Origin of the sequence: Pseudoalteromonas 'SMAR' (assembly GCF_048515945.1) — a bacterium.
Taxonomy (GTDB): Bacteria; Pseudomonadota; Gammaproteobacteria; order Enterobacterales; family Alteromonadaceae; genus Pseudoalteromonas.
This window is the reverse complement of sequence record NZ_JBLWMW010000015.1, coordinates 26,015-51,112: the sequence shown is the minus strand read 5'-3', so window position 1 is coordinate 51,112 and position 25,098 is coordinate 26,015. Positions and strand designations below refer to the sequence as shown.

Annotated in this window: 24 protein-coding genes; 13 read left to right on the top strand and 11 right to left on the bottom strand. The window is 45.7% G+C overall.

Annotation, left to right across the window (positions count from 1 at the left end; translation table 11 throughout):
- Positions 1-3: 3 nt before the first annotated feature.
- On the top strand, positions 4-1,179 hold the full coding sequence (locus tag ACNKW2_RS08400) for a methyltransferase (protein WP_419148153.1): 1,176 nt from the start codon (positions 4-6) through the stop codon (positions 1,177-1,179).
- Positions 1,179-1,841, top strand: coding sequence for a carbonate dehydratase (gene can, locus ACNKW2_RS08395; protein ID WP_419148152.1), 663 nt, complete (start codon positions 1,179-1,181; stop codon positions 1,839-1,841). The genes ACNKW2_RS08400 and can overlap by 1 nt, the downstream gene beginning before the upstream one ends.
- Before the next feature lie 36 nt (positions 1,842-1,877).
- Here can and ubiK read toward each other — a convergent pair whose 3' ends face one another.
- Positions 1,878-2,147: a ubiquinone biosynthesis accessory factor UbiK gene (gene ubiK / locus ACNKW2_RS08390; protein ID WP_419148151.1), complete on the bottom strand. Its 270-nt coding sequence runs from the start codon at positions 2,145-2,147 to the stop codon at positions 1,878-1,880.
- A gap of 181 nt (positions 2,148-2,328) precedes the next feature.
- Between ubiK and rep the strand changes: the two genes are divergently transcribed.
- Positions 2,329-4,344, top strand: coding sequence for a DNA helicase Rep (gene rep / locus ACNKW2_RS08385; protein WP_419148150.1), 2,016 nt, complete (start codon positions 2,329-2,331; stop codon positions 4,342-4,344).
- Here the strand turns inward: rep and ACNKW2_RS08380 are convergent.
- From ACNKW2_RS08380 to elbB, 3 genes are all read right to left on the bottom strand, one after another.
- A complete protein-coding gene (locus ACNKW2_RS08380; protein ID WP_419148149.1) occupies positions 4,330-6,906 on the bottom strand; it encodes a bifunctional diguanylate cyclase/phosphodiesterase in 2,577 nt (858 codons plus the stop codon). The genes rep and ACNKW2_RS08380 overlap by 15 nt on opposite strands.
- Before the next feature lie 142 nt (positions 6,907-7,048).
- Positions 7,049-7,441, bottom strand: coding sequence for a c-type cytochrome (locus tag ACNKW2_RS08375; RefSeq protein ID WP_336567851.1), 393 nt, complete (start codon positions 7,439-7,441; stop codon positions 7,049-7,051).
- A 249-nt stretch (positions 7,442-7,690) separates the two neighbouring features.
- On the bottom strand, positions 7,691-8,341 hold the full coding sequence (elbB, locus tag ACNKW2_RS08370; protein WP_419148148.1) for an isoprenoid biosynthesis glyoxalase ElbB: 651 nt from the start codon (positions 8,339-8,341) through the stop codon (positions 7,691-7,693).
- Positions 8,342-8,774: 433 nt separating this feature from the next.
- Between elbB and polA the strand changes: the two genes are divergently transcribed.
- The 3 genes from polA (at position 8,775) to ACNKW2_RS08355 (ending at position 13,205) form a co-directional block, all read left to right on the top strand.
- The gene (gene polA / locus ACNKW2_RS08365; RefSeq protein WP_419148147.1) at positions 8,775-11,531 is read left to right on the top strand and encodes a DNA polymerase I; all 2,757 of its coding nucleotides are present in this window, start codon (positions 8,775-8,777) and stop codon (positions 11,529-11,531) included.
- Positions 11,532-12,118: 587 nt separating this feature from the next.
- Positions 12,119-12,688 carry a YceI family protein gene (locus tag ACNKW2_RS08360; RefSeq protein ID WP_419148146.1) on the top strand — a complete coding sequence of 190 codons (570 nt, stop codon included), beginning with the start codon at positions 12,119-12,121 and terminating at the stop codon, positions 12,686-12,688.
- Complete coding sequence (locus tag ACNKW2_RS08355; RefSeq protein WP_419148145.1) at positions 12,675-13,205, top strand: DUF1285 domain-containing protein; 531 nt, start codon at positions 12,675-12,677, stop codon at positions 13,203-13,205. Before ACNKW2_RS08360 ends, ACNKW2_RS08355 begins: the two co-directional genes overlap by 14 nt.
- Before the next feature lie 20 nt (positions 13,206-13,225).
- On the opposite strand, the gene yihA is transcribed toward ACNKW2_RS08355, so the two are convergent.
- Positions 13,226-13,861 carry a ribosome biogenesis GTP-binding protein YihA/YsxC gene (gene yihA / locus ACNKW2_RS08350; protein ID WP_419148144.1) on the bottom strand — a complete coding sequence of 212 codons (636 nt, stop codon included), beginning with the start codon at positions 13,859-13,861 and terminating at the stop codon, positions 13,226-13,228.
- A 460-nt stretch (positions 13,862-14,321) separates the two neighbouring features.
- On the opposite strand from yihA, the gene ACNKW2_RS08345 reads away from it, so the two are divergent.
- The 4 genes from ACNKW2_RS08345 (at position 14,322) to ACNKW2_RS08330 (ending at position 17,369) form a co-directional block, all read left to right on the top strand.
- Positions 14,322-14,954, top strand: coding sequence for a c-type cytochrome (locus tag ACNKW2_RS08345; RefSeq protein ID WP_336567844.1), 633 nt, complete (start codon positions 14,322-14,324; stop codon positions 14,952-14,954).
- A 759-nt stretch (positions 14,955-15,713) separates the two neighbouring features.
- Entirely contained in the window at positions 15,714-16,256 is a 543-nt protein-coding gene (locus tag ACNKW2_RS08340; RefSeq protein ID WP_419148143.1) for a class I SAM-dependent methyltransferase, read from the top strand.
- 10 nt (positions 16,257-16,266) lie between these two features.
- Positions 16,267-16,854, top strand: coding sequence for a Der GTPase-activating protein YihI (yihI, locus tag ACNKW2_RS08335; protein WP_419148142.1), 588 nt, complete (start codon positions 16,267-16,269; stop codon positions 16,852-16,854).
- Positions 16,854-17,369, top strand: coding sequence for a DUF2489 domain-containing protein (locus ACNKW2_RS08330; RefSeq protein ID WP_336567840.1), 516 nt, complete (start codon positions 16,854-16,856; stop codon positions 17,367-17,369). The genes yihI and ACNKW2_RS08330 overlap by 1 nt, the downstream gene beginning before the upstream one ends.
- A gap of 35 nt (positions 17,370-17,404) precedes the next feature.
- On the opposite strand, the gene ACNKW2_RS08325 is transcribed toward ACNKW2_RS08330, so the two are convergent.
- Together ACNKW2_RS08325 and ACNKW2_RS08320 are read right to left on the bottom strand one after the other, a co-directional pair.
- Positions 17,405-18,091 (bottom strand): 4'-phosphopantetheinyl transferase family protein, encoded by a 687-nt coding sequence (locus ACNKW2_RS08325; RefSeq protein ID WP_419148141.1) that lies wholly within the window; start codon positions 18,089-18,091, stop codon positions 17,405-17,407.
- A gap of 118 nt (positions 18,092-18,209) precedes the next feature.
- A complete protein-coding gene (locus ACNKW2_RS08320) occupies positions 18,210-18,776 on the bottom strand; it encodes an NADPH-dependent FMN reductase (protein ID WP_419148140.1) in 567 nt (188 codons plus the stop codon).
- Positions 18,777-18,883: 107 nt separating this feature from the next.
- Here ACNKW2_RS08320 and ACNKW2_RS08315 point away from each other — a divergent pair, with 107 nt between their 5' ends.
- Positions 18,884-19,768: a LysR family transcriptional regulator gene (locus ACNKW2_RS08315; protein WP_419148139.1), complete on the top strand. Its 885-nt coding sequence runs from the start codon at positions 18,884-18,886 to the stop codon at positions 19,766-19,768.
- On the opposite strand, the gene ACNKW2_RS08310 is transcribed toward ACNKW2_RS08315, so the two are convergent.
- The 4 genes from ACNKW2_RS08310 to ACNKW2_RS08295 all read right to left on the bottom strand — a co-directional run bounded on the left by ACNKW2_RS08310 (position 19,758) and on the right by ACNKW2_RS08295 (position 23,246).
- Complete coding sequence (locus tag ACNKW2_RS08310; RefSeq protein ID WP_419148182.1) at positions 19,758-20,147, bottom strand: hypothetical protein; 390 nt, start codon at positions 20,145-20,147, stop codon at positions 19,758-19,760. The genes ACNKW2_RS08315 and ACNKW2_RS08310 overlap by 11 nt on opposite strands.
- On the bottom strand, positions 20,147-21,757 hold the full coding sequence (locus ACNKW2_RS08305; RefSeq protein ID WP_419148138.1) for a S41 family peptidase: 1,611 nt from the start codon (positions 21,755-21,757) through the stop codon (positions 20,147-20,149). The genes ACNKW2_RS08310 and ACNKW2_RS08305 overlap by 1 nt, the downstream gene beginning before the upstream one ends.
- 60 nt (positions 21,758-21,817) lie before the next feature.
- Positions 21,818-22,444, bottom strand: a complete 627-nt coding sequence (locus tag ACNKW2_RS08300; RefSeq protein ID WP_419148137.1) for an endonuclease — start codon at positions 22,442-22,444, stop codon at positions 21,818-21,820.
- Positions 22,445-22,523: 79 nt separating this feature from the next.
- Positions 22,524-23,246, bottom strand: a complete 723-nt coding sequence (locus ACNKW2_RS08295; protein WP_419148136.1) for a hypothetical protein — start codon at positions 23,244-23,246, stop codon at positions 22,524-22,526.
- A gap of 166 nt (positions 23,247-23,412) precedes the next feature.
- On the opposite strand from ACNKW2_RS08295, the gene ACNKW2_RS08290 reads away from it, so the two are divergent.
- Together ACNKW2_RS08290 and ACNKW2_RS08285 are read left to right on the top strand one after the other, a co-directional pair.
- Complete coding sequence (locus tag ACNKW2_RS08290) at positions 23,413-23,817, top strand: hypothetical protein (protein ID WP_419148135.1); 405 nt, start codon at positions 23,413-23,415, stop codon at positions 23,815-23,817.
- A 94-nt stretch (positions 23,818-23,911) separates the two neighbouring features.
- Entirely contained in the window at positions 23,912-25,078 is a 1,167-nt protein-coding gene (locus tag ACNKW2_RS08285) for a DUF3103 family protein (protein ID WP_419148134.1), read from the top strand.
- Positions 25,079-25,098: the final 20 nt, after the last annotated feature.

Below are 25,098 nucleotides of genomic sequence, written 5' to 3'. Positions count from 1 at the left end.
ACTGTGAACTATAAAGCGCGCTTTAAACACCTCGATGAACTGCTTTTTTCTACTCGTCAGTATTGGCAAGTGGTCGCTTTCGAGCATCACACCATTCCTTGGCCGGAGCTGGCTGCCGCTCTGTTAGCACTGGATGATGAGCAAGTAACGGCGCTTGATAACGACAGTAAGGCGCTCAACGCTTTCTTTATGCCGAGTATTACCGCACTTAGCCAGCTGCCGCCGCTGCTACAGTTACCTATGCATGATAAGCCCCGTGATACCCTCCCTTTTTGGCTCAGCAATGGCATTAAAGGGCGTAAGTTAGCGCAGTTACAAGACTTTGTCGCCGCCATCGGTGAAACCAATAGTGCGGTACTAGAATGGTGTGCGGGAAAAGGGCACTTAGGTCGAATGCTGGCGTATCATGGCGCACCTGAGGTGAACAGTATTGAACTGCAAGCTGACTTGTGTCGTCAGGGAGAGCAAAGCGCTAAGCGCCAAGGACTAAACTTACACTTTCATTGTGCTGATGTGCTCAGTGATGACATTGGCCATCATTTTGCTGACAATCGTCATGGTGTGGCACTGCATGCTTGTGGGCAATTACACCGTGTTTTTATGCAGCAAGCGGTTGCCAATGACATGCCCAAGCTGTCGTTATCGCCTTGTTGTTATCACCTTTTCACGCCTCCAGGTTATCAAGCCATGAGTGTTGAGGCGCAGCAAAGTCAGCTAAGCTTATCACACCACGACATGAAGCTGGCGCTACAAGAAACGGTTACGGCCCCAGGGCGGGTGGCTCAGGTGCGTAAAAAAGAGGTCAGCTGGCGGCTGGGCTTTGATGCCCTGCGCAGAGACATTACCGGTGAGCAGGGTTACGTGAGTGTGCCTTCAGTGAATAAGGCCATTTTCTCACAAAGCTTTGCCGACTTTTGTCACTGGGCGGCAGAGCAAAAGCAAATCAGTCTCCCTACAGGGATCGACTTTGCACGTTATGAAAGCCTCGGCCAAGCGCGTAAACAGGTAACCGATAGAATCGAGCTGGTTAGGCACTTATTCCGCCGCGCCATCGAGATGTGGTTAGTACTAGACCGAGTGCTTTACCTTGAAGCGGCGGGTTACCAAGTGCAATTAACCACCTTTTGCCAGAAGTCACTGACGCCAAGAAATATTTTAATCCAAGCGGAGCTGCCATAATGTGTCAATCGAAAGCGTTACAACATTTACTGGAAAGTAATCAAAAGTGGGCCGCTCGCACCCATGCCAACGATCCAGGCTTCTTTGATAAGTTATCGCAGCAACAACAACCGGAATACCTCTGGATTGGTTGTTCTGATTCAAGGGTTCCCGCTAACGAAATTGTTGATTTAATGCCGGGTGAACTATTTGTACATCGTAACGTTGCAAACGTAGTCGTGCACACCGATCATAATTGTTTATCGGTCATGCAATACGCCGTGGAAGTGCTTAAAGTGAAGCACATAATGGTGGTGGGTCATTATGGCTGTGGTGGTGTGCAGGCGGTATTAGACAATGCCAAATATGGCCTTATTGACAACTGGCTGCGTCATGTAACCGATGTCAAAGAAAAACATCGTGCGCTAGTGGAGCGCACCGCAGCTGCACAACAGGGGAATGTGCTATGCGAGTTAAACGTGATTGAGCAAGTTAGAAATGTCTGCTTTAGCAATATCGTGCAAGGTGCGTGGCAGCGTGGCCAGGCCTTAAGCATTCATGGTTGGGTGTATGGCCTAACAGATGGTCTACTTAACGAAGTCGTCGGCTCGGTAGCGGGAAGTGAGGCATTGGCACTGAACTATGAGCAGGCGTTATTGGATATTAGTCAAAAATACACCTGATAGCGGCCTAGGCGTGCACGCACGCCCATTCGGCTGTTACTCTTTTGAGTCGCTGGCGTTATCCGCTAATTGCGCCTCGAGCTGTGCCACTTTTTGCTCTAATTCAGTAAGCTTTTCGCGGGTGCGAATAAGCACTTTACTTTGAATATCAAATTCTTCGCGGCTAACAAAATCCATTTCCGCGAGCTTCGCTTGGATAGCCTGCTTGGTTCTTGCCTCAAAGGTATCCGCAAGGTTCTTCACCCCTTGTGGCATATTGCTGGAAATTTGTTTGGCAATTTCTTCAATTTTGGCTGGATTAATCATCTTATTACCTTAACTTACATGAGTCGGTGATTACCTTCATCTTACCTTATGCACGGCAACCGTCAAAGGTTCGCTTCATAGTTTTGTACTGATACGGTAAACTAGGCTGCTTAGTTTAAAGCGACACCCTCAGCCCATGTTTTAGGGCGCCTATTACCACTGTGAACAACCGGATAGAAAGATGAAGCTCAACCCCAAACAAAATGAAGCCGTAAAATACATCAGCGGTCCATGCTTAGTCCTTGCCGGGGCCGGCTCAGGTAAAACTCGGGTGATCACCAACAAAATTGCTCACTTAGTGCAAAACTGCCAATACCAAGCGCGCAACATTGCCGCGGTGACGTTCACTAACAAAGCGGCAAAAGAAATGCGTGAGCGTGTAGCGCAAACCTTAGGTAAGCAAGAGGCCAAGGGCTTATGGGTGTCGACTTTTCATACACTGGGGTTAGAGATCATTAAAAAAGAGGTGAAAACCCTGGGTTTCAAGCCTGGCTTTTCGCTATTTGATGATCAAGACACAGGCCAGCTGTTAAGTGAGCTCACAGAAAAAGAGCTGGATAAAGATAAAGACTTACTCAACCTGTTAAAAATGCAGATTGGCAGCTGGAAGAATGAGTTAATATTGCCTGAAAGGGCAATCCGAGAAGCGAAAGAGCCGCAAAAAGCGCTTTTTGCTCAGCTATATGCGCGCTACCAAAATCAGCTGCGTGCTTACAATGCTCTCGACTTTGATGACTTGATCATGATCCCCACGTTGTTGTTGAATCAATCGCCTGAAGTACGTGAAAAGTGGCAAAATCGCTTCCGATATTTGCTCGTGGATGAGTATCAAGACACCAACACCAGTCAGTACCAATTGGTTAAACTGTTAGTAGGGGAGCGGGCGCGCTTTACGGTGGTGGGAGACGACGATCAGTCTATCTATTCTTGGCGCGGTGCCAAACCACAAAATTTGGTGTTATTGAGTAAAGACTTTCCCGGACTTCGGCTGATCAAGCTAGAGCAAAATTACCGTAGTGCAGGGCGTATTCTTAAAGCGGCCAATATCCTCATTGCCAATAACCCCCATGAGTTTGACAAGCAGCTGTTTAGTGAGCTGGGCTATGGCGATCCTATTCGCGTTATCGGCACTCGTGATGAAGAGCATGAGGCAGAGCGAGTGGTGGCGGAGATTATTTCGCACAAGTTTATGAAGCGCACCAGTTATCGTGATTATGCCTTGCTGTATCGTGGCAACCACCAAGCTCGAGTATTTGAAAAAGCGCTGATGACCAACCGTATCCCATATAAAATTAGTGGCGGGATGTCGTTTTTTGCTCGCAGCGAGATCAAAGACATCATGGCTTATTTACGTTTTTTGGTTAACCAAGATGATGACAACGCCTTTTTGCGCATCGTCAATACACCACGACGTGAGATTGGTCCTGTGACGCTAGAAAAACTGGGAAGTTTTGCCAACGAGCGCCATATTAGTTTGTTCGCTGCCTGTTTTGAAACTGAGCTTACGCAACGTCTAAGTGGACGAGGCTTGAATGCACTGATGGGCTTTGCCCGCTGGGTGGTGGAGTTATCTGACAGGGCAACACGAGGCGATACCCTCGAAGCAGTGAAAGACATGATCCGTGAAATTAACTATGAAGCGTATTTATACGAGTCCTCGCCAAGCGCAAAAGCCGCTGAAATGCGAATGAAAAATGTCTCTGAGCTGTACCGTTGGATCAGCGATATGCTCACTGGCGATGCCGATAATCCAGCCATGACATTACCTGAAGTGGTCAGTAAGCTGACCTTGCGCGATATGCTAGAGCGTAATGAAGAGGAAGATGATTCCGATGCGGTGCAGCTATTAACTTTACATGCCTCAAAAGGGCTCGAGTATCCTCATGTGTTTATGGTGGGCATGGAAGAAGGTTTATTACCCCACCAAAGCAGCATTGATGAGGACAACGTTGAGGAAGAGCGGCGTTTGGCTTATGTTGGTATTACTCGGGCGCAGCAGAGTTTAACACTGACTTATACCAAAAGTCGGCGTCAGTTTGGTGAGCAAATCACTCCAGAGTTAAGTCGCTTTGTGCAGGAGTTACCACAAGATGATTTACAAATAGAAGGGAAAAAGAAGGTGGCGACACAGCAAGAACGAATGGCAAAAGGGCAGTCCAATGTTGCCAATCTTCGCGCCATGTTAAGACGGCAGTGATCCGCTATCTAAACTCGGTATATAGCTGCTCAGTCCGTTTTGATAATTGTGTCCCAGCATCTGTTGTTTGCCAAAGAATAAGCTCAGGCCGTGCTTTTCGAGTAAACTTCTGAAGTTCAAGATGGCAGGGCCTCGGGCAATGACCTTAATGCCTTTTACTTTGGTCACCGCTAAGATCCCTTGCAACTGCACCTCATAGCTGCTCTGTTGCAATACGCGTTTACTAAATGTGGAGCTTAACAGCACAAAGTCGAAGTCTACCTGACTAATTAAGGTTAAATCACAGCGGTCTTTACCAAAGTTATTTAAACCAATGGAAATGCCCTCAGCGGCTAATAGTTTCAGGTTTTGAATTTGCTGACTGGAGGCAAAACGCAGCTCATTTTCTTCAAATAACAGGCACAATGAAGATTCTTGTTGCTTAAGCTGTTGCTGTAAGGCACTAAAGTGACTGCTTTCGAGTAACATGGTTGAGCAGCCGAAGAGCATTTCACCTTGCTGCTGCGCCCCAAGTTGTTGTGCCAGTTTAAGTAGGTGCAACTCCACCTCTAAATGTTGTGCTTTTTCAGCAGCGAACTTTTTCAAAATATCAAAGTTGGTGCTCCCCAGCACAGGGTGCTCTCCAAACGCTTCTAAGAACGAAATGGCGGCTACTTTATCTTCCCAGGCTACGATTTGTGTTGCTCTAAAATGAGTTGGCAGTTTATCTAAGTGATGGTGCTCTTGCTGTTTATGGCTACTATTGCCTGCGGTTAGAAGAGGATGGTAAAACTCATAGCGTCCTCGGCCAGCATTCTTGGCATAATACATGGCGGCATCGGCATCGCGAATGATTTCATCGGTATTGCGATAAGACTTACTGCTGTAGGTAATGCCAATACTGGCGCCGCTTTGCATACAGACCCCTTTTAAGCAAAACGGCTGTTGCATGACTTTGATAATTCGTTTGGCGACGTCTTCTGCTTGCTGGCGGTCGGTGAGGTGGTCAAGCAGGACCACAAACTCATCTCCTGCGAGTCGTGCCAATAAGTCGTGTTCACGAATGCATTCTTCAAACGACTGAGCAACCCAAACTAAAAACTGATCGCCCGCTTGGTGACCCAGTTCATCATTAATGTCTTTGAATTTATCGAGATCAATAAACAGCACCGCAAAGTTATTCTCTGGGTAGCGGTGATGCTTTTTCAGTGTTTTTTCCAACTGCGTAAGGAACAAGCTGCGGTTAGGCAAACCGGTTAAACTGTCGTGGTGGGCGTCATGATACAGTTGTTGTTCGATCTTTTTGCGCTCTTCAATTTGCATTTGTAAATGCAAGTTGGTTTGTTGTAGCTCTTTGGTTTTTTCTGCGACTCGATGCTCTAATTGTTGGTGACTGGTTTTCAGCGCCTGATTAGCTAAGTGGGTTTGTAGTACTTGAGCAATTTGATTCGAGACAAAGGAGATCAGTTCAACATCTTCATAATCGAATTCGTATTTATGGTGGTAAGCCTGACAAGCGATCAGACCCATAACCCCAGTCGCTGTTTTAAGTGGGGCACCGAGCCAGCTGGTGGCGGCTAAACGACGGTCGTAACTCTTAGGGCGCTTTACGGTACCGTTAGCCACTAACTCCTTCGCGCGGTCGCTATCAATGAGCTGGCTCTGCTCTGTACGCAGCACCAACTCGCTGTAACCATTGGCAAAAGGGCGGGGATGATAACTGGTTTGTTCATCGACGCTGTAAGGAAAAGTCAGCCAGTTGTTTTCTTTGTCATAGAGGGCAATATAGAGATTGTCAGCGAAGGTGATGGAACGAATAATGTCATGAACTTGCTGATAAACGTCATCAATATCGGAAAACTGGGTGGCAAGTTCTGAAATTTTAAATAGAATTTGCTGGCGTTCTAGTGCTCGCTTCCGTGATTCTATTTCTTTATTCAGTGCCTCATTACTTTGCATTAAGGCGCGAGTGCGAATTTTTACCTCGGACTCTAATAGCTCACGTTTTTTAACTCGCTCAATGGCCGTAGCCAGATACAACGACATGACCTCAAGCAACTCGACTTGATGCTCGCTATATGACTGCGACTCTTGATAACTTTGCGATACCATCACACCAATAATAGTGCCATCGCGGTAAATTGGTACACCTACCCAGTGCTCGGCTTGGCTACCCATAATGGTAAAGTCACCGGCGGCAGCCTGGTCGAGCATTTGCTGTTTGGTTAGGTAAACGGTTTTCCCAGTTTTAAATACGTAGCCAGTGACACCCTGATTAAAGTGATGCGATTCATGCAGTGGCACAGAGATGCCGTCTTTTTCATCGACAAAATAGGATAATTCTAATGCTTGGGTATAACGATTTTGCAGCACCACATAAAAGCTTTCACTGGGCAGGTATTGTGACAGAATATTGTGAATGGCGGGATACAACAGGGTTAACTCAGCAACAGTACTGGCCTGTTCCGATAACTGAATTAAAGCGTATTGCAGTTGAGACTTTCTCTTATACTTTTTAAGTAAAGACTCTAATCTAGCATTTCGTCGAGCTAGACCCTGCTCCTGTTGTCGTGGCTCTGGCAATGATGAAACCGGTATTTTTTTGTTTAATTATTATACTTTATAGTTTCACTTTTAGCTGGGGTGGTCAAGTGCTAATTAGTGAATAAGTGCGGCTAAGACAGCCGCACCGAAAGAGAAAAGTCTTGCTTTTGGGTAAAGTGACTTACTGCTCGAGCATAAAGTCGATGGCTGCAGCTATTTCTTCGTCTGAGCAATCTGTACAGGTACCGCGTGGAGGCATGGCATTGAAACCATTAATGGCATGATCGAGTAATACATCTTTGCCTTTTTCTAAGCGCGCAGCCCAGTCATCCGCTGATTTTGGTGCACCAAGTGCTCCTGTGCCATGACAAGCGAAACACGCGGCTTGATAAACCTGTTCACCTGAACGTGGGCCTGTTGGTGCTGCATCGGCTTCGCTTTCAGCACCAGCCAAGTACACTGAGCCAATAGGTTGAAGGCGCTCTTTGATCGCTTCTTCAGTTAATGAATTGTCGTATGGTTGCGCAACTGCGGCTGTTGATAGCAATAAAAGTGCTGCTGAAAGTTTTTTCATTTACCTTGCTCACTTCGTTTGAACGTGTTCATTCACGATATTAGATGACGGAATTATCGGGATTATAACGCCACCTGTTCATTTATAAAACGGAAACTTAATTATAAATGCGCAAAACTTTAATTTTATTGCGATAGGGCAAGTTTTGTTGCCCTATTTCAGTGGTCACCCTAAGCAAACTCAAGGCTAAGCGAAAACGTAACCCTAAGCTCACTAATTATTACGGTTATCACCTTCATTGAGTTTACATTAAGACATGGCGACTAATTTATTTACCGCTTTTTCGATACCTGTTGCCGCTTCTAATACCGAGTTGGCCAGCATATAAGCTGGGGTGCTGATGACTTTTTCATTGTCATCAACGACGATATCACTTACCTCACATTGTTGATGTTTGGCACCTAAGGTGTCTATGGCGGCTGCCGTTTCAACATCGTTGCCAATCGACGCTAGCGTACCTGGTGGATGAATATGGCCAATAAGCGCTGGCGCAATACACAGATAAGCAATGGGCTTTTGTTGGCGACTGAATTCAGTGCAGGCTACCTTGACGCTTTCGAGCACAGTGGATTTCGCCCCTTTTATAGCAAAGTCGCAGAGGTTTTTCGCCACACCAAAGCCGCCAGGTAAAATTAGGGCATCGAAATCATCGGCATTAAGTGTTTCCAAGTCTTTGACTTCACCGCGAGCAATACGAGCCGACTCCACCAAGACATTACGGCGCTCATCCATTTCTTCACCGGTAAGGTGATTGATAACGTGAAACTGCTCAATATTAGGGGCGAAGCATTGATACTGTGCATCCGCTTTTTCTAAATAGAGCATAGTAAGTACTGCTTCATTTACTTCGGCACCATCAAAAACACCACAGCCACTTAAAATTACGGCAACTTTTTTCATTGGTCTCTCCTTTAATAGCGCATCATTGCGCTCTTATGCATAAAAACGATCACCATAGGATGAAAAAATTATAAAGGATCATCTATGATCTTTGATCAATTATGGTAGTATACTCCTCCGCTTGAAAAAATCAGGCTACTTTTTACTCACCTAGTTCGTACAGAGTAACGCAAAAAATTCTTTATCCACAAACCGGTAAAGATAATAACAATAAAAACGGGTTTAAAAGCGCAAGCAAATCAACCACCTACGCAGCACTCTAACTTTTTAATCATAAGTTCAGAGCGATTTCTCGTGTTTGTCTACAAAGTTATCCACAGGCCGTTATTAAAAATATCAACGGATAGTTATCCTTAGCAACTCGTTTTATTAGCCACCTTGTGGCATCCTTATATCCTACTCTATTAAAAGATGAATTTAGGATCCAATATATATGTCTCAGATCCCTGAAAACCCCTTGATCTTGGTTGACGGCTCTTCTTATTTATTCCGTGCATACCATGCTCCACCACACTTAACAAACTCAAAAGGTGAAGCAACAGGGGCTATCTATGGTGTGATCAACATGCTGAAAAGCTTGTTAAAGCAATATCAGCCAAGCCATATGGTAGTGGTATTCGATGCCAAAGGGCCAACGTTTAGAAATGAGATGTACAGTGAGTACAAAGCACACCGGCCGCCCATGCCAGATGATCTTAGAAGCCAAATAGAGCCTATCCATGAGATCATCAAAGCCATGGGTTTGCCCTTGGTGAGCATCAGTGGCGTTGAAGCTGATGATGTGATCGGAACCTTTTCTCGGATCGCTGCGGAGCAAAACCGCCATGTGTTGATCAGCACCGGTGATAAAGACATGGCCCAGTTGGTTAATGAGCATGTGACGCTGATTAATACTATGACCAACACCATTTTAGATCCTCAAGGGGTCGTGGATAAATTTGGCATTGGCCCTGAATTGATCATTGACTACCTTGCACTGATGGGTGACAAGGTGGACAACATCCCAGGCGTCCCTGGAGTTGGAGAGAAAACGGCTCTGGCCATGCTGCAAGGGTTAGGATCGATTGATTCTTTGTATGAAAACCTGGATAAGATCGCCGATCTTGGCTTTCGCGGTTCGAAAACAATGGCGAAAAAGCTGGCAGAGCACGAGTCACAGTTACGCTTATCTTACGAATTAGCCACCATTAAACTCGATTGTGAGGTGGAACAAGATCTTGAGCAATTTCAAATTGCAGAGATGGATAAAGACCGCTTAATTAAGCTTTATGGTGAGTGTGAGTTTAAACGCTGGTTAGCTGAATTATTAGACGGTCAACCACAGCAGGATATTGTTGATGTTGAAGCGGAAGGCTCGGCCCCAGCTGCTGCAAAGGTGGAGGCCAATTATGAAACCATTCTCACTACTGAGCAGCTGGATGCATGGATAACAAAGCTACAACAGGCTGAGCTCATTGCTTTTGACACCGAAACCACCAGTGTAAACTATATGGAAGCCGAACTGGTGGGTATGAGCTTTGCGGTTGCCCCTGGTGAAGCAGCTTATCTACCCATTGCCCACGACTACGTGGGTGCCCCAGAGCAGCTCTCTCGAGAGCTTGTATTTGAGCGCATGGCGCCGCTGTTGGCGGATCCCAAGCTGGCGAAGGTGGGACAAAACCTAAAATACGATCAAAGTGTCTTAGCCAAAGCAGGGCTAGAGTTAAAGGGGATTGCCTTTGATACCATGCTGGAGTCCTATGTCTTTAATAGTGTTGGCACCCGCCATGACATGGACTCGTTGGCATTAAAGTACCTCGGTCATAAAGCCATTAGTTTTGAAGAGGTAGCAGGTAAAGGTAAAAACCAGCTGACCTTCAATCAAATTGAATTAGAAAAAGCAGCACCTTATGCGGCGGAAGACGCCGATATTACCTTGCGCCTACACCAGCACCTTTGGCCTCTGATCGAAAAAGAGCCGAGTTTGAAGCAAGTATTTACCGACATTGAACTGCCACTCTTGAGTGTTTTATCGCGCATAGAACGCACTGGTGTGCACATTGATGGTGATATGCTAGGCAAGCAAAGTGTTGAATTAGAAAAGCGTTTACAAGAGCTAGAGCAAGAAGCGTTTGCCATTGCCGGCGAAGAGTTTAATCTGGGTTCGCCAAAACAGTTACAAGCTATTTTATTTGACAAGCTGGAGCTGCCGGTGATTAAGAAAACGCCAAAGGGCGCACCGTCAACTGCAGAAGAAGTATTGCAAGAGCTGGCTCATGATTACCCATTGCCGAAACTCATTATTGAACACCGCGGGTTGGCAAAACTGAAGTCGACCTACACCGATAAATTACCCAAATTGGTGAATCCTGATACGGGGCGGGTTCATACCTCTTATCATCAAGCGGTTACCGCCACAGGCAGATTAAGTTCAAGCGATCCAAACCTGCAGAACATTCCCATTCGTAATGAAGCGGGTCGTCGTATTCGACAAGCATTTGTGGCGGATAGCAACAAGCAAATTGTCGCTGCCGACTACAGCCAAATTGAGCTTAGGATCATGGCGCATTTATCTCAAGATAAAGGCTTACTGAGCGCCTTTGCTGAAGGGAAGGACGTCCATAGTGCCACGGCTTCTGAAGTGTTCTCTGTGGCACTTGAAGAAGTGACCTCAGATATGCGTCGTAAAGCCAAAGCCGTCAATTTTGGCTTGATTTACGGTATGAGTGCATTTGGTTTAGCAAGACAGCTAGACATTCCGCGTCACGAGGCGCAGCACTATATGGATAAGTACTTTGAGCGCTTCCCTGGGGTACTGGAATACATGGAACGCACTCGTGAAGAAGCGGCAGAAAAAGGTTACGTCGAAACCTTATTTGGTCGCCGCTTATATTTACCGGATATTAAAGCCCGTAATGGCGCACGCAGAAAGGCGGCTGAACGTGCCGCCATTAATGCGCCGATGCAGGGCACCGCAGCAGATATTATTAAAAAGGCGATGATCACGGTCGATGAGTGGTTGCAAAGCTGTGATAGCAACGATATTCAGCTCCTTATGCAAGTACACGATGAACTGGTGTTTGAAGTGGCAAGCGATAAAGTGGATGAATACAGTGCTAAAATCTGTCAGTTAATGAGTGCAGCGGCAAGCCTTGATGTTCCTTTATTGGTCGAAGCTGACAGTGGTGAAAATTGGGAACAAGCACATTAACGTTGACTTGCCCATTTGCTTAACTCCATAGCAATAAGAAGCACCGCTACTGCGGTGCTTTTTTGTTGCCAAAATGCGCTTATTACATTGCATACGCAGTGATTTGGATTGCGATTAGAAAGACAGGTAATGACATCGAAGCACTCGCTACCACCACCTATTTACTTAAAACCACATAACTAATGCGAGTATTCACTTGCGCTATAGCATCTTTAAATTGTAGCCTCTGTTAATCTTGGGTAACAAATAAAAAAAATACGTTGAAAGTTTATCAAATTGGCTTGTGTTTTGCTTTAAGGTATTTATTTCTTTTAATCCATTTGATAGAGTCCGCTCCGTCCTCATCCTGTAGGACATCCTGTTGATGATGTATCTCTCGCAAGAGGATACAGTGTATTGATAGCTTCTCCCCAGATTGCTATAACGGCTCGTAGTTTTTACGAGCCGTGTTTTTCTTTTCTTACTGCAAACTTTTCCTTTTTTCATAGCGTAACAACATCAGGCTAATTTAAGGTTTATTTAATTTATACTAGGCCTTACACTGAATAGCATAAATGCAATTAACTCTCATTTTAAAGGAAGTCGTCATGCTTAAACCTTTTCTGGTAGCAAGTGCGCTGTTTTGTAGTCAAGCCTTCGCTGCTTGGCAATTAGACTCACAATTGAGCGATGTTAGCTTTGTTTCGGTGAAGCAATCTAGCGTTGCCGAAGTTCACCACTTTACTCAGCTTGATGGCACTATCTCTGAGCAGGGGCAACTGCAATTGCAGATTGACCTTAGCAGTGTGGAATCAATGATCCCAATTCGTAACGAGCGCATGCGTAAAATGCTATTTAATGTTACGCAATACCCCAGTGCTACCGTGACTGCCGACGTCTCGGCGCAACTGGCAAAGTTACCAACCGGGACCACAAAAGTGTCTGATGTGAGCGCGAACTTATCATTGCATGGTCAAATTGAGCAGCTAAGCCTGGATTTATTGGTCACCAAAAGTGCCGATGGTTTAGTGGTGACACCGGTGAAAGCGGTGATTATCAATGCCCCTGCGTTTGGTTTAGGAAAAGGCATTGAGGCGCTCAGAGAAATAGCTGGGCTTAAGTCGATCGCAACCAGTGTGCCTGTTAGTTTCAACTTGGTTTTTAATGGACAAGATTAATACTCTGATTGACAAGTACGTGGCAACTCACGCGCCGACACAACAATGGTCGGCGCCGTCATGTGGCTGGTCAGAGATAAAAATTGCCCGCGATGGTCGCTGGTATCATCAAGGTGCAGAAATAAAGCGGCAATCTTTAGTCGCTTTGTTTGCCAGCGTGCTAATCTATGAATCTGGTCGCTATTGGTTGAAAACGCCCGCAGAAACCTGCGAAGTGGAGGTTGAATCTCACCCGTTTGTGATCCAACAATGGCATTACTGTGACGAGGCTGAGGCGTTGGGGTTGGCACCCTGTATTTTGGCTGAAGATAACCTCAACCGGCTGTGGCCGATTTGCGATGCTTTTCCGTTAAAGGTGCAATCTCAAGGGCAAAGCCAAATACCCTACCTTGAATTGAACTACGGCCTCAGTGCTGTGATTGCAAGGAACGTGTATTATCAATGGGCAGAGCTGTTACAGCAAGATGACCAGGGCTTTTATCTAGACTCTGCCAAAGCGCGTTTCTATTTGGGCTAAACGCGCTTTTGTGGGCTTTATTAATTGCTGTCGCCTTGTTCTTCTGGGTTAAAGGGGCCTAAGAACCACTCATCTAGCTTCCACGCGAGTTGATTCAGACCGATCCCCTTTAATGATGAAAAAGGGTGAACGGTGATGTCGCCATCAATTTCACTGAGTGCACGGCGCACTTGTAACACTTCCGCTTTTCGTTTGCCCTGCTTTAATTTATCGGCCTTAGTAAGTAGCGCCAATACGGGAATATTACTACTGGTAGCCCAGTGAATTAAATCCATATCAAGATCTTTTAGCGGGTGGCGAATATCCATTAACACCACGATGCCTTTTAAGCATTGCCTTCTTTGCAAGTATTCACCGAGCGCCTTTTGCCACTTTTTCTTCATCTCCAATGGCACCTTGGCATAACCATAACCTGGAAGGTCGATTAAGCGCTGATCTTCTCCCAAGGAAAAGGTATTGATTAATTGGGTGCGGCCTGGTGTTTTACTGGTTCGGGCCAGCTTTTGATCCGTGAGGGCATTGAGGGCACTGGACTTTCCGGCATTGGAGCGGCCCGCAAAAGCAACTTCGATCCCTGAGTCTGGTGGCAGTTTGCTGATATCTGGGGCACTGGTAATAAACTGTGCTGAGTTATATTGAACGCGAGATTTAAGCACGCTGACTCCTAACTGATTAAACTTTTGCGGATTGAACTGCGTATTTTATAACAGTATTAAGCTTAGCAAAAGAAATACTGTACAGTGGTTAAGCTTGCCAAGGTGCAATTTTTAGCGAAATTCAGCTTAGATAGGTGGTTTACGCTTTAATCTAGGTCAAACCCCTATAAATTATAAGTTTAATATGAGCAGAAAACGTGCCAGAGAAAGTAATATCGTGTAGAATGTAGGAATTGCAATGTCAGTCTAAAGTTTATACCAATCAGTAGTGACTACTGAGCAAATATTTTTTAGGTGGAGCAATGTTTTCGCTTTTGGTAATAGAAAACATTGCATGTAGAATTCATCTGATTAACATAACAACCTAATTAGTACTGATTGGTATTATCAGCCCAAGCAATAAAGAAAGCGACTTTTTCGCCTGGGTGTAAATTACAGGGTCGGAAACAGAGAATTTACCATGAAAAAAATAGCATTAACTTTAACAATGTTGCTTGGTACGTTGTCAGCAAGCAACGCATCGGCATTCGATGGTGACGCAGAGGCGGGTAAAGCGAAATCTGCAACATGCGCAGCATGTCACGGTCCAGATGGCAATGCCCCTGTGACCATGTATCCAAAAATTGCAGGTCAGCACGCTGATTATATCTATAAGCAACTAAAAGAGTTCAAGTTAGGTATGACTTCAGGTGGTGAAGAAGGTCGTATGGACCCTGTAATGAGCGGTATGGCGATGCCACTGTCAGATCAGGATATGAAAGACCTGGCGGCTTACTTCTCTTCATTAACCATGACAGCGGGTACTACGCCAGAAGACGTAGTAGCAACGGGTCAAAAGTTATTTAAAGCAGGTGATGCAGAACGCGGTATTCCGGCTTGTGCAGCATGTCACGGCCCGCGTGGTAATGGTACTTCATTGGCAAACTTCCCGAAGATTTCTTTCCAGCACCCAGAGTACATCAAGTCTCAGCTTGAAAAGTTCCGCGATGGTACGCGTAACAATGACATGAACGGTATGATGCAAGACATCGCACAGAAGCTAACAGACAAAGACATCGAAGTATTATCGAAATACTTAGGTGGCCTACACTAAAGTCGTATAGCAGAGTTATACACCTCAGTGTAAACTCTTAACTGTTGAAAAAAGGGCAGCATCAGCTGCCTTTTTTTGTGCCTGACGTGTAAGAAATATCTCACTTTTAATGTAAGACAGTAGCTATTGGCTAATGTAAGTTTTGGCTTATTTTTCGACTATTGTTCATTGTAAGTTTATGTAATTATGAAAAAAACTATAGAATAAAAAATATTTAGGTAATAAATTTGTTATTAAACAGTTGTAACTCGAGCTCAAGAGCGTAGATTATTGGTTGTCGCCAAGCAATACAAAAACAGGGACAATTCGATACGGAAGCGTAGGTGGCAAAATTAAGTATCAGTTAGATACAAAGGATTAAAAACAAAGCGTTAGGAAGACCGAGAAAAAGAAAATCCATGGAAGTCTAATAATAAAAACAATATGGATAGCATCACGGAAGTCTAAAATAAAAACAAAACGGAAGATACAAGATAACAAAAACAACAATAAGACTTAAAAAGTCGAAGGGAGAAGTGTCCAGTTGTGACGCTCAGATTAGCAGGCGGTAGAGAGCAATCTCTGCCGCCTTTTTATTTGGTTGCCCTAAGCATTGCTGCTACAATAGCCACTTCATTAAGCAATTACTAACGACCATTGCAAAGCGAAACTTCACTATCTTGTGGCCTATGTCATGGCACTCAGTTAACACACTATTATCGCGATAAGCATAGGCTTTATTGGCAATGCGAGCGTTGCCATCTGGTTATGGTGGAGCCTATGGACCGGTTGTCGGCGGCTGCTGAGAAAGCCATCTATGATAGTCATGAAAATGATTTGCAAGATGCCGGTTACAGGCGCTTTTTATCTCGCCTAGCCGATCCGTTGTTGCAACGAGTTGCACCACAAAGCTATGGCTTAGACTTTGGTTGTGGGCCGGGGCCTTTGCTAGCACACATGCTCCGTGAAGCCGGACACACGGTAGAGTTATACGATCTCTATTATGCTAATCGACCAGAGGTCCTAAATCATCGCTACGACTTTGTTGTAAGTACTGAGGTGGTGGAGCACTTAGCTGCGCCAGGTAAAGTGCTGCAAAAACTATTGAGCATGCTTAAGCCAGGCTGTCCGTTGGCACTCATGACAAAGTTGGTAATCGATAAGACACGATTTCAATCGTGGCATTACAAAAATGATTTAACGCACATTAGCTTTTTTAGCCGTGCGACATTTGAGTATTTTGCCAGACAGTTAGATTGTGATTTAGAATTCATTGGGAATGATGTCATCATTCTTACTAAGCGTGATCCGCGCAGATGTTAGGTATTAAGTTATGACCAGAAAGAAAAAGACACGTAAAGTGGCCGCCAATGGCACGCCAAGATTAAGCAAAGAAAAGTTACAAGAGTTGCGCGCCATGAAAGAGCAGCGTAACAAAAAAACCAAGGGCAAAAAGCCAGGTTCAAGAAACGCACCAGAAACCGTGAGCAAAGAGCAATCGTCAGGGTCGAGTAAAAAAGATCCCAGAGTGGGCAGTAAGAAGCCGGTAGCGCTTAAGCCTGAGCCGCAGCAGCAAGCTGAAAATAGCCAACCTGAGCTGAAGCGCCACTTGCAGCCACAGGTACAGCTGAGCAATGCCAAAGAGGTGTTATCGCCTGAGCAAGAGCTGGAGCAGCTAGAAAATGACGAACGCCTAATGGCCCTGCTTGAGCGCCATGAGCGTGGTGAGTTATTAACCGGCAAAGACGCTAAATACTTCAACCGCGGTATTGCACGTCACCAAGAGTTGTGCGAAATCTTGGGTATTGACGAAGAGTTCGAAGAAAGTGACATGCAAGAAGATGATCCCTTAGAGCAGTTTGTTAGTAATGATCTAGCAAACGAATGGTTAGACGATGATTTCGAGGAAGGCGATAAATAATGAATAGCGCGTGGATTGTTGCTCTCATTGTTGGTGCACTGATCATTGCCGGGTTGGCATTTTATGCCGGCAAGTTGCTCTGGCAATTAAAAGTGCAAAAAGAAGTGATTGCTAAGTATCGCGAAAAAAAAGCCCAAGAGCTGGAAGAGTCCAGGCAAGCGCGCAATGGCAAAATTGCCGACAGCGTTAACTTAATCGCACGAGCGATGAAAGAAAAGCAATGTGAGTATTCAGAAGGCTGCTTGCGCGTATGGGTGCTAATATCTCAATACAGTTTTGATGAAGAGGTAGACTTGCAGCAGGCCTACCCTGGGGTATTCAAAATGTATGAAGAGGTGAAAGAAATGCCGACCCATGAAGCCCGTAAAAAGTACTCGAAAAAAGAAATCTTTAAAATGGACAGCCAACGTTGGCGCGCTGAGGAACGCTTAGAGCAAGAGATTTTAGCCGATTGTGAAAATCTAATCGTGCGCTTTAAAGCGGCTCCCGGCAGTGAAAACGTGGTATTCCAATAACCCAACACAAAAAAGCGCTCAGCTGAGCGCTTTAGCTACTTGCCCCGATACTCGCACTCTGTTAGTACCAAGCCCTCAACACACTGATAATAGACCGTTAAACTTGTTCCAGGCTGAATGCTTTGGTGCAAAGGAGTCATCACAGTAAACTGCAGCTGATGGTCATTAAAGTCGATGAGCTTCACTGCATCAAAACCAAAAAAACATTGCACCGTTGAATATAGCGCCTTATAGATGCTTTCTTTGGCAGAAAAAATTAAGGTCAAAGGGTTGTGATGGTGCTTACCTAAACGTGCAAACAAGTCATATTCTTGCGGGTGTAATAGCTGTCGCTGCAGCTCGCGTTCTTGTTTTTCCGCCATATCGCGCTCGATATCAATGCCCACTCCCTTAATCGCCTTGTCTGTGGTGGCAGTAGCCGCCGCAATCCCCCGAGTGTGAGTAATGCTGGCGCGAACTGTTGGCGGCCAAATAGGGGCACGATCTTCACCGCTGTGTACGGTAAAGTCAGAGTAGCCAAGTTGTGCTAAACAGTGTTGCGCGCAGATCCGCCCGGCGAGGTATTCGGCTTTTCTTTTGCCCACCGCGCGTTGCAGATGGTTTGGTTGTGCGATGCCATAATCTTGAAAAGAGCTCTCATTATAACTTTCTGGGGCAAATTGAATGCAGTAAAAAGGCAAGTTTAATTGTGCTGTAAACAGTGTGGATTTGGTACTTTGCAAAGTTGACTCCCAACAACCATCCTCAGTAATAAAGGCCCAAGGTATTCCTTTATTGGTTTTGAGCGCTTAGTTTGCAATAGCTAAGCGCTCATAGCAAGAAGTTGTCAGTGTTTAGCGATTACTTTAATTTGCTAGCTACTGACACCAGCTGTAGGGCTAAACCGGAGACTTTTTCTGCCAGCGCAGGGTCTTTTATTTTGCCCTGCTCATCAAAGACTTCAAACGCACTCGGTACGGCAAGCTGATCGGCCAGCACTAAGCTACCAATGCCGGAAAGGACATCGCGTACGTGATTGAGGCCGCGCAAGCCACCTAAGCCACCAGGTGAAGCGGCATAAAGCGCCACCACCTTGTTTCTGAAAGCAGGCACTGCGCCTTGCTCGGTTCTTGAAGCCCAATCGATGGCATTTTTTAGTACCGCGGTAAACGAGCCATTATATTCTGGGCTGGCGAGTAAAATACCACCGGCATCACGTAACTTGTCTTTCAGTATTTGCGCCCCTTTCGGCGTACCTTGGGCTTCCAAGTCCTCATCAAACATGGGGATATCTAAATCCTGTAGCTTCACGACTTCTACTTCAGCGCCCGCTTCTAGAGCAAAGTTGGCAGCTGCTTGAATAAGTTGCTGGTTATAGCTGTCTTTTCTAAGACTGCCTGCTAAGGCGATAATTTTGGCTGTGGTCATCTTGTTGAATCCTTATTGGCTTATGTTGGTAAAATAGTAGCAAAGTTTTCCTTGCATGAAACCGAAATAAGCGCAAAGCTTATGTGCATAAATGCACAGGAGTAGCGATGGATAAGTTTACTGATTGGCAAGATCTTAAGGTCGCCTACAATGTGGCTAAGTGTGGTACTTTATCGGCGGCAGCTGAGCGCTTGGAGATCCACCATAGTACTGTGTTGCGACGCATAAATGCGCTGGAAGAAGCGTTGGGGACACGACTGTTTCACCGTCATGCCAGAGGTTATCAGGTGACCCAAGCCGGAGAGAAGCTGTTGCTGACCGCCAGCCAAATAGATGAGCAACTAATGCAACTAAGCACCTCTATTGCTGCTGTAGACAGCCAGTTACGAGGCAAGTTGCTGTTAACCACCGTCAGCGGTTTTATGGATATGCTGTCGGAACCCTGTTTGAGCTTTCAGCAGCTGCATCCGCAAGTGCAGCTTGAGGTGATCCTAGATCAGAAGCGTTTAAGGCTAGACCATGGCCAAGCCCATGTGGCGGTGCGTGCTGGTCCAAAACCGGATGAACCCGATTATATTGTGCAGCACCTTAATACGTTAAAAGCAGGACTATACGCTTCCTCGAGTTATATTAATCGAATGGGGCTACCCACTTCGCAAACCGCACTTCAGTCACATTACTTTGTCTCTGGGGTGGCGGGGTTTAATGCTCGTGTGCCTTACTTTGCGTGGGTGGATGAGCAGATCCCTGAAAGCCAAGTGATGCTGCGGGTGTCGGAAACATCCGATGCCACCAGAGCGATTGTTAATGGCCTTGGCATCGGTGGCCTACAGCACGATGTCGCGAAACTCTACCCGGAGCTAAAACCGGTATTGGCAAACGAGCTTGAATGGCTTAGCCCAGTTTGGTTAGTCACTCATATGTTGGTGCATCGTACCGCCAAAGTGCAAGCCTTATGCGACATCTTAAAACGTCACTTCGCTAGTTTGTAGTGGCTTCACAGCTAAGCTGTTGCAGCGGTACAAAGGTTTGCTTTTTAGGATAATACAATACGCAAAGCGTGCCACGCAGTTGTAGTGTAAAACTATCGTAATCCAGCTCATGATTGCCTAGCATTGGTGCGCCATCAGCTTGTTTGCTGTTGCCATGCTCTAAAATTAAATGTGGACTGCGTTGAAACACTGTGGTGGCAAGCTTAGGGGGCATCCCCCCTGTCAATGTAACGATTGCTTGTTTTAGCTGCTTGATGGTGGCGGCAGAGCTAGTTGTTAGCACCGCATTATGTACCTCACCATGTTGCTCAGGCTTTGTTTGGCAGCCAAGTAGCAGGGTTGCAAGTAGCAACAAAGAGACAGTGAATGTTATTTTCATCACTGGTTGCGCTCCTCTGGGAACATCCAAATAGCGCCATCTCGAGCAGGGTGCTGCGGTACGGTTACCGCTCCGCCTTGCTGATTTAGACGTTGAGTGTTAGCTGCTGGGGCAAATTGCGCTTGTGCAGGACAGGTTCCCGTCTCAATATGCTGAAGTGCTGCAGCGAATAAAGCCTCTTGTTGGCTCCCCAGTGGCTGAGAAAAGTCATCGCTGACCTGACAGCCAGGCACGTTGGCTGTTAAGCCTATTTCACCGCTGCTGGATGCGCCGCTGGGCATAAAACCATCAGCATAATCACCAAAGCCTTTGGCGTTCTCAGAAGCAAACTGAATGGTGTAATACACTGTGCCACAGTTTTGCGCGGGCACAAAACCATAGGGCTTACCTCGGGTGGCATCACCAATTAACACCACCTCGACATCAATGCCGCGCAGGCCATTGATAACGTTTTCACTGGCTGAAGCAGTACCGCGAGTGGTGAGAATATATACCCGAGGCAGCGAGACGGAAGGGAGTAGTTGCTCGGTAAAGGCATTATTAGGCCAGTCAATTACCCGAGATTCGAACTCGGTAGAACGCTCTTCGGCTTGGCGTTTATCGTTCAAAGTGTTGGTGGTAAATACACGTTCCAAGCTCTGGTTTCCGGCTACCATAAACCCTAACTGAGCCGCCATAATCACCCGACCACCGCCGTTATAGCGCATATCTAACACCAGATCATCAATTTGCTGTTGACGAAATAGGCTAAAGGCATCTATTAAGCCTTGTTGAGCAGTAGGGATAAACTGGTTATATTGCACATACCCCACTTTGCGGTTATTGCTTTCGAGTACTTGCGCTCGACGCACGGGGGTTGTTTCAATATCCATAGAGGTTAACGTCACCTCTTTTTGTTCCCCTGCCACGGACTCAAACACAAACGCATGAGGCTCACTTTCACTTGGAGAAAGGCCGGCGTTTAAGGTGTCAGTGTCAGGGCTTGCAATAAAATCCACCCCGTCAATTGCGGTGATTTTATCCCCACGAACAATACCGGCGTTTGCCGCTGGGGAGTTGGGTTCGACAAAGGCCACTGTAAAGTTGCGTGGAGGTGTTGTAGAAATTACTGCCCAGCCAATCCCATAACCTGTACTTACGCCGGATTGCGCCTGCTTTTGAAAGCTTTCGTACGACTCATAAAAGTGGAATTGATCTTTATCGGCGCCATTGGGGGTTTGCTCGTTGGTCTTCAATTGCTCAAAATAAGCAGTAACACTGTCAAATTGCTTAGGGTCGTTGTCCTCAACCTCGTCATACCAAAGGTAAGTCTCGTTGGTAAATGAACGTAACCACATCTTTTCATGCATTGCAGTACCCGCTTTATCCGGGTAAGGCTGGTAATTATTATAAGGGTCGCCGCCGCTGCGAGGATCAGCGCAAAAGTTGATAAACTGATCAGAGGGCGGATAAACATTAAACGTCCACGTCGGGGCCGGTGGTGGCTCGCTGCTATTATTGTTAGGCGTAGGGCTGCTAGTTAGATTATTATCGCTGCCCCCTCCGCCACCGCATGCGACCAGTAATAAGCTTAGAAGAATACCAGTTGAAAACGAAAAAAAACGCTGCATTGGTTGTTCCCAATAAGAGTGGATTGCTTAAAAATTAGCATCCACAACGGTATCGTGCAATCACTGTTGTTGCCAAGCCTGAAAAAGTTTGCGTTGCTGCTGAGAAATTTTTAAGCCATAGGTTTTTTCCATATAAAAATAAGCTTGGGCAATACGGGCTCTGGCATACTCTGGAGGTTCAATACGTCTTAATTTAAAATCAATCTTAACCGGGCAGGCGCCATGTTGACGTTCGGTATCGGGCAGCATGCCAAAGCGATAATTCGATCTATCGCCATTTATTTCACCGATGGCTGGCGCTAAGTTATGTATGTCGGCTTCCATGCGCCGAAATGTGGCGCTGGTTTTACGGCAATGCTTACGGCCGCCTTCTTGCCAGCACTGTAACTGATGACCAAATTCCCACGCCGAAACAATATGCTCCCATTCAATTCGTTGTGCACGCTTATTTACTTTGCCACTGCGAGTATAAGGAAGGCGTGGAGAGTAGCCACAACTGGCCGCGTCTGGCACTAACTTCTTGCCATGCTTTTTAATCGAACAGTTGCAGTATAACGTCCGAGTATTGTTATTAACTTGTTGAGATAAATGTTTTTTTGCCTGATAAAAAGAACTGAAGTTGTTCGCGCTGGATGGCAGTGCCAATACCAGTAAGAGTAATAAAGGCAATAGGGTGCGGTGTGGCATTTCCTCTCACCGAGGGTGGAATTCAGGAGCTGCCACTATAGCAAAAAGCACATTAATAAGAACGCTTTATTAATCAGATTTATGCTTTTAAAGTGGGTTTTTTGCTTTTGCGTCGCCCGAGGCGAGGAGGAGATTGCAATAGTAATAACACCCCACTTAGGGCAAATAACACACTAGTGGCAGCAAAACTAATCAGCAGTGGGTTATTAAAGTCTTCTCTTTCTTGGTAATCCATAATGTGCAGCATCCAGAAAAAGTCAAAAATTCGCCATAGGCTACTGCGCACCGTAATCACTTCGCCACTGCTGGCGTCAAGATAGAGTGTGGTGCTAAGCATATCGTCATAGGTTACCTGCCAGACATGGGTTCGGTGTCCAACTTCTCGTGCCCCTTGCTGCAGTTGCACGGCAGCAGCTACCTGGGCGTCAATGAGCAAGTGCGCATTGGCCTGTTGAATTATTTCGCTGCGCGTAGGAGGTTGCAACACCGTGCCGGTTAAACCATTAAAAACCTTTGTCTGTTGGCCATTTAATTTGATGATTGGAGTGTCTAAAAAGTGGCTAAAAGACAGACTAGTAGGGCGGTCGGCGTTACTGACGATGCCATTAAGATCCGCTTTATAGTCGCTCATGATAAAGGGGTTGCTGAGCGTTCGTTTGGCTAAATGGTTACCGTGCACCTTGTCCAAAGGGATGGCACTCATGACTAGACCCCCTAAAAGCCAAGCCAAAATTTGCAGAAACAGTAGGTAACCGAGGTATTTATGCAGCTTTCGTGCTGGCTTTAGAAGTTTTTTAATCATCACAATATGTTATTCTTGTTGTCAGTGAAGTCACTAACCATAGTCTAAGCTGATTGCTTTTTTAAAACGGTTTGCGATGGTTTACTTTGCTGTACCCAGTATCACACCTATTTCGTAGAAGATAGGTTAATTTAACTTTTCGCTTTAACAAGGTAGCTTTTAGCCCATGTCTGAAATTCAATTTTTAAATGTCGATTTGGAACTAGAGTCAAAACAAGATATTAGTGCTTTGGTTTCGGATTTGAAGAAAAATGCTATCGTGCTGCATTACGACCAAGATGATTATCGCCAACTGGCAAGAATAGAAGCAAATACCTCTGAGCTAACGCCAGATAAGGCCATCAATCAGTTGTGTGAGCTAATTGAGTCGTGCTCAAAAGCGGCCCTTAAACAGTGGTTAAGCTGTACTAAGCGTACCTTTGATATTGGATTTCAGTCAGGTACGTCGCCAAAGTGTTTTTCTCAAGCGCTTAATGCCGAAACCTTGTTGCGGATTTCTGCCATTGGTGCTGGCATTGAGTTAACACTTTACCCGATTGAGGAAAAGTGGTTATCTGCAGAGGTTTTATAAAAAATTAGTGTTAATTTTGTTAATTTATTGAAAATTTAAAACGGTTGTTTTATCTTGATAATTCGTCAACACGGATTATTTCTAGGAACGCAAGATGAAACAACAAGTCACTCTATCTGCATTAACTCTGTCACTTTTAACCGCCTCTTTTCTTACGTCAGCATCTCAGCAAGGCGCCACAGCTCAGTTTCAAGCGCTGTCGGGCGTCGATAAGTTCAATGCTGCACCGCTGCAAGTGGTCGATATCAAAAAGCAAGTAGCAAAAAATGTTGCACTGTCGCTATCTGGAGTAAATACTCAATTACAACTGCAGCTCAATCAATATCAAGACACCGTATCACTGGAGCAGGTTGCAGTTAGCACTCAAACCAAGCGTTTGGTTGCAGAAGCAAATCAGTATACACGGCAGCTCAAGGGGCTGAGTGATAACAACAGCAACTTGTACCAGCTTCGTCTTGCCGATAATGAGATGTTAACAGCCTGGCAGCAAGGGCAAATGCCATTGATTGCTTTTGCACCTAAAGGGGATGACAAAGATTGGCAATACGTTGAGGCATATGACCATCAGGGTCAGTTGCACTTGCTCGATGCCCATACATTGCCACAGCGCCCAGTGCTGATCGTCGAGCTAGACAGTGCTCAGGTAAAGCGAGAAGGGTTAGCCGTAATGCGTCGTGTGTTTGCAGAGCACGGCATGACCATGGCCAGTCAAGATGTCACTGCAGGCGATGAGGCTCAGCCACTGTCTACCAGCGTGCTGAAGCGGATCCGTTTAAATGATGATGAGGAGCCTTGGATCTCCGGTGCGGCAGAGGTCTATGGCGTGGTTACAGGCGTCAATCCATCTCGTGACGAGCCGGTATTAGACATTGTTGATATGCCTTATTTGGATCACGATGGCCGTGATTACACGCCAAATCAGATTCTTATTCATTGGCAGCGCTACCGCTGGCAAGCGGCAGACGTCTTGCTAATGGAGCAAGACGACAATACCAACTATCAGGAATTAGCAACCACCTTCCTTGATATTGTCACCCAGGTAATGAGAACAATCCCAGATCCCAATGTACAGGGCTATGCCATTATTCCGCAGCTAACCAATCAGTTGATTAAAGCAATGCCAAGTCACTGGTTTAGCAATGACGATGATTATGTCGACGTCTTTTATACTCTGTTCGAAGGACAAACTTATCAAGGTCATATGGGCGCCAGTGGTAATGCCAAGATCACCTTAGAGCCACTGACGATTAACCCCAGATAACCAGCAAAGCAAATGCAAAA

Bases quoted from the DNA above. Each gene is read 5' to 3' on its own strand.
- can (WP_419148152.1), top strand. From the start codon at position 1,179: ATGTGTCAATCGAAAGCGTTACAACATTTACTGGAAAGTAATCAAAAG.
- ubiK (WP_419148151.1), bottom strand. From the start codon at position 2,147: ATGATTAATCCAGCCAAAATTGAAGAAATTGCCAAACAAATTTCCAGC.
- rep (WP_419148150.1), top strand. From the start codon at position 2,329: ATGAAGCTCAACCCCAAACAAAATGAAGCCGTAAAATACATCAGCGGT.
- ACNKW2_RS08375 (WP_336567851.1), bottom strand. From the start codon at position 7,441: ATGAAAAAACTTTCAGCAGCACTTTTATTGCTATCAACAGCCGCAGTT.
- elbB (WP_419148148.1), bottom strand. From the start codon at position 8,341: ATGAAAAAAGTTGCCGTAATTTTAAGTGGCTGTGGTGTTTTTGATGGT.
- polA (WP_419148147.1), top strand. From the start codon at position 8,775: ATGTCTCAGATCCCTGAAAACCCCTTGATCTTGGTTGACGGCTCTTCT.
- ACNKW2_RS08360 (WP_419148146.1), top strand. From the start codon at position 12,119: ATGCTTAAACCTTTTCTGGTAGCAAGTGCGCTGTTTTGTAGTCAAGCC.
- ACNKW2_RS08355 (WP_419148145.1), top strand. From the start codon at position 12,675: ATGGACAAGATTAATACTCTGATTGACAAGTACGTGGCAACTCACGCG.
- ACNKW2_RS08345 (WP_336567844.1), top strand. From the start codon at position 14,322: ATGAAAAAAATAGCATTAACTTTAACAATGTTGCTTGGTACGTTGTCA.
- ACNKW2_RS08340 (WP_419148143.1), top strand. From the start codon at position 15,714: ATGGACCGGTTGTCGGCGGCTGCTGAGAAAGCCATCTATGATAGTCAT.
- yihI (WP_419148142.1), top strand. From the start codon at position 16,267: ATGACCAGAAAGAAAAAGACACGTAAAGTGGCCGCCAATGGCACGCCA.
- ACNKW2_RS08330 (WP_336567840.1), top strand. From the start codon at position 16,854: ATGAATAGCGCGTGGATTGTTGCTCTCATTGTTGGTGCACTGATCATT.
- ACNKW2_RS08320 (WP_419148140.1), bottom strand. From the start codon at position 18,776: ATGACCACAGCCAAAATTATCGCCTTAGCAGGCAGTCTTAGAAAAGAC.
- ACNKW2_RS08315 (WP_419148139.1), top strand. From the start codon at position 18,884: ATGGATAAGTTTACTGATTGGCAAGATCTTAAGGTCGCCTACAATGTG.
- ACNKW2_RS08310 (WP_419148182.1), bottom strand. From the start codon at position 20,147: ATGAAAATAACATTCACTGTCTCTTTGTTGCTACTTGCAACCCTGCTA.
- ACNKW2_RS08305 (WP_419148138.1), bottom strand. From the start codon at position 21,757: ATGCAGCGTTTTTTTTCGTTTTCAACTGGTATTCTTCTAAGCTTATTA.
- ACNKW2_RS08300 (WP_419148137.1), bottom strand. From the start codon at position 22,444: ATGCCACACCGCACCCTATTGCCTTTATTACTCTTACTGGTATTGGCA.
- ACNKW2_RS08295 (WP_419148136.1), bottom strand. From the start codon at position 23,246: ATGATTAAAAAACTTCTAAAGCCAGCACGAAAGCTGCATAAATACCTC.
- ACNKW2_RS08290 (WP_419148135.1), top strand. From the start codon at position 23,413: ATGTCTGAAATTCAATTTTTAAATGTCGATTTGGAACTAGAGTCAAAA.
- ACNKW2_RS08285 (WP_419148134.1), top strand. From the start codon at position 23,912: ATGAAACAACAAGTCACTCTATCTGCATTAACTCTGTCACTTTTAACC.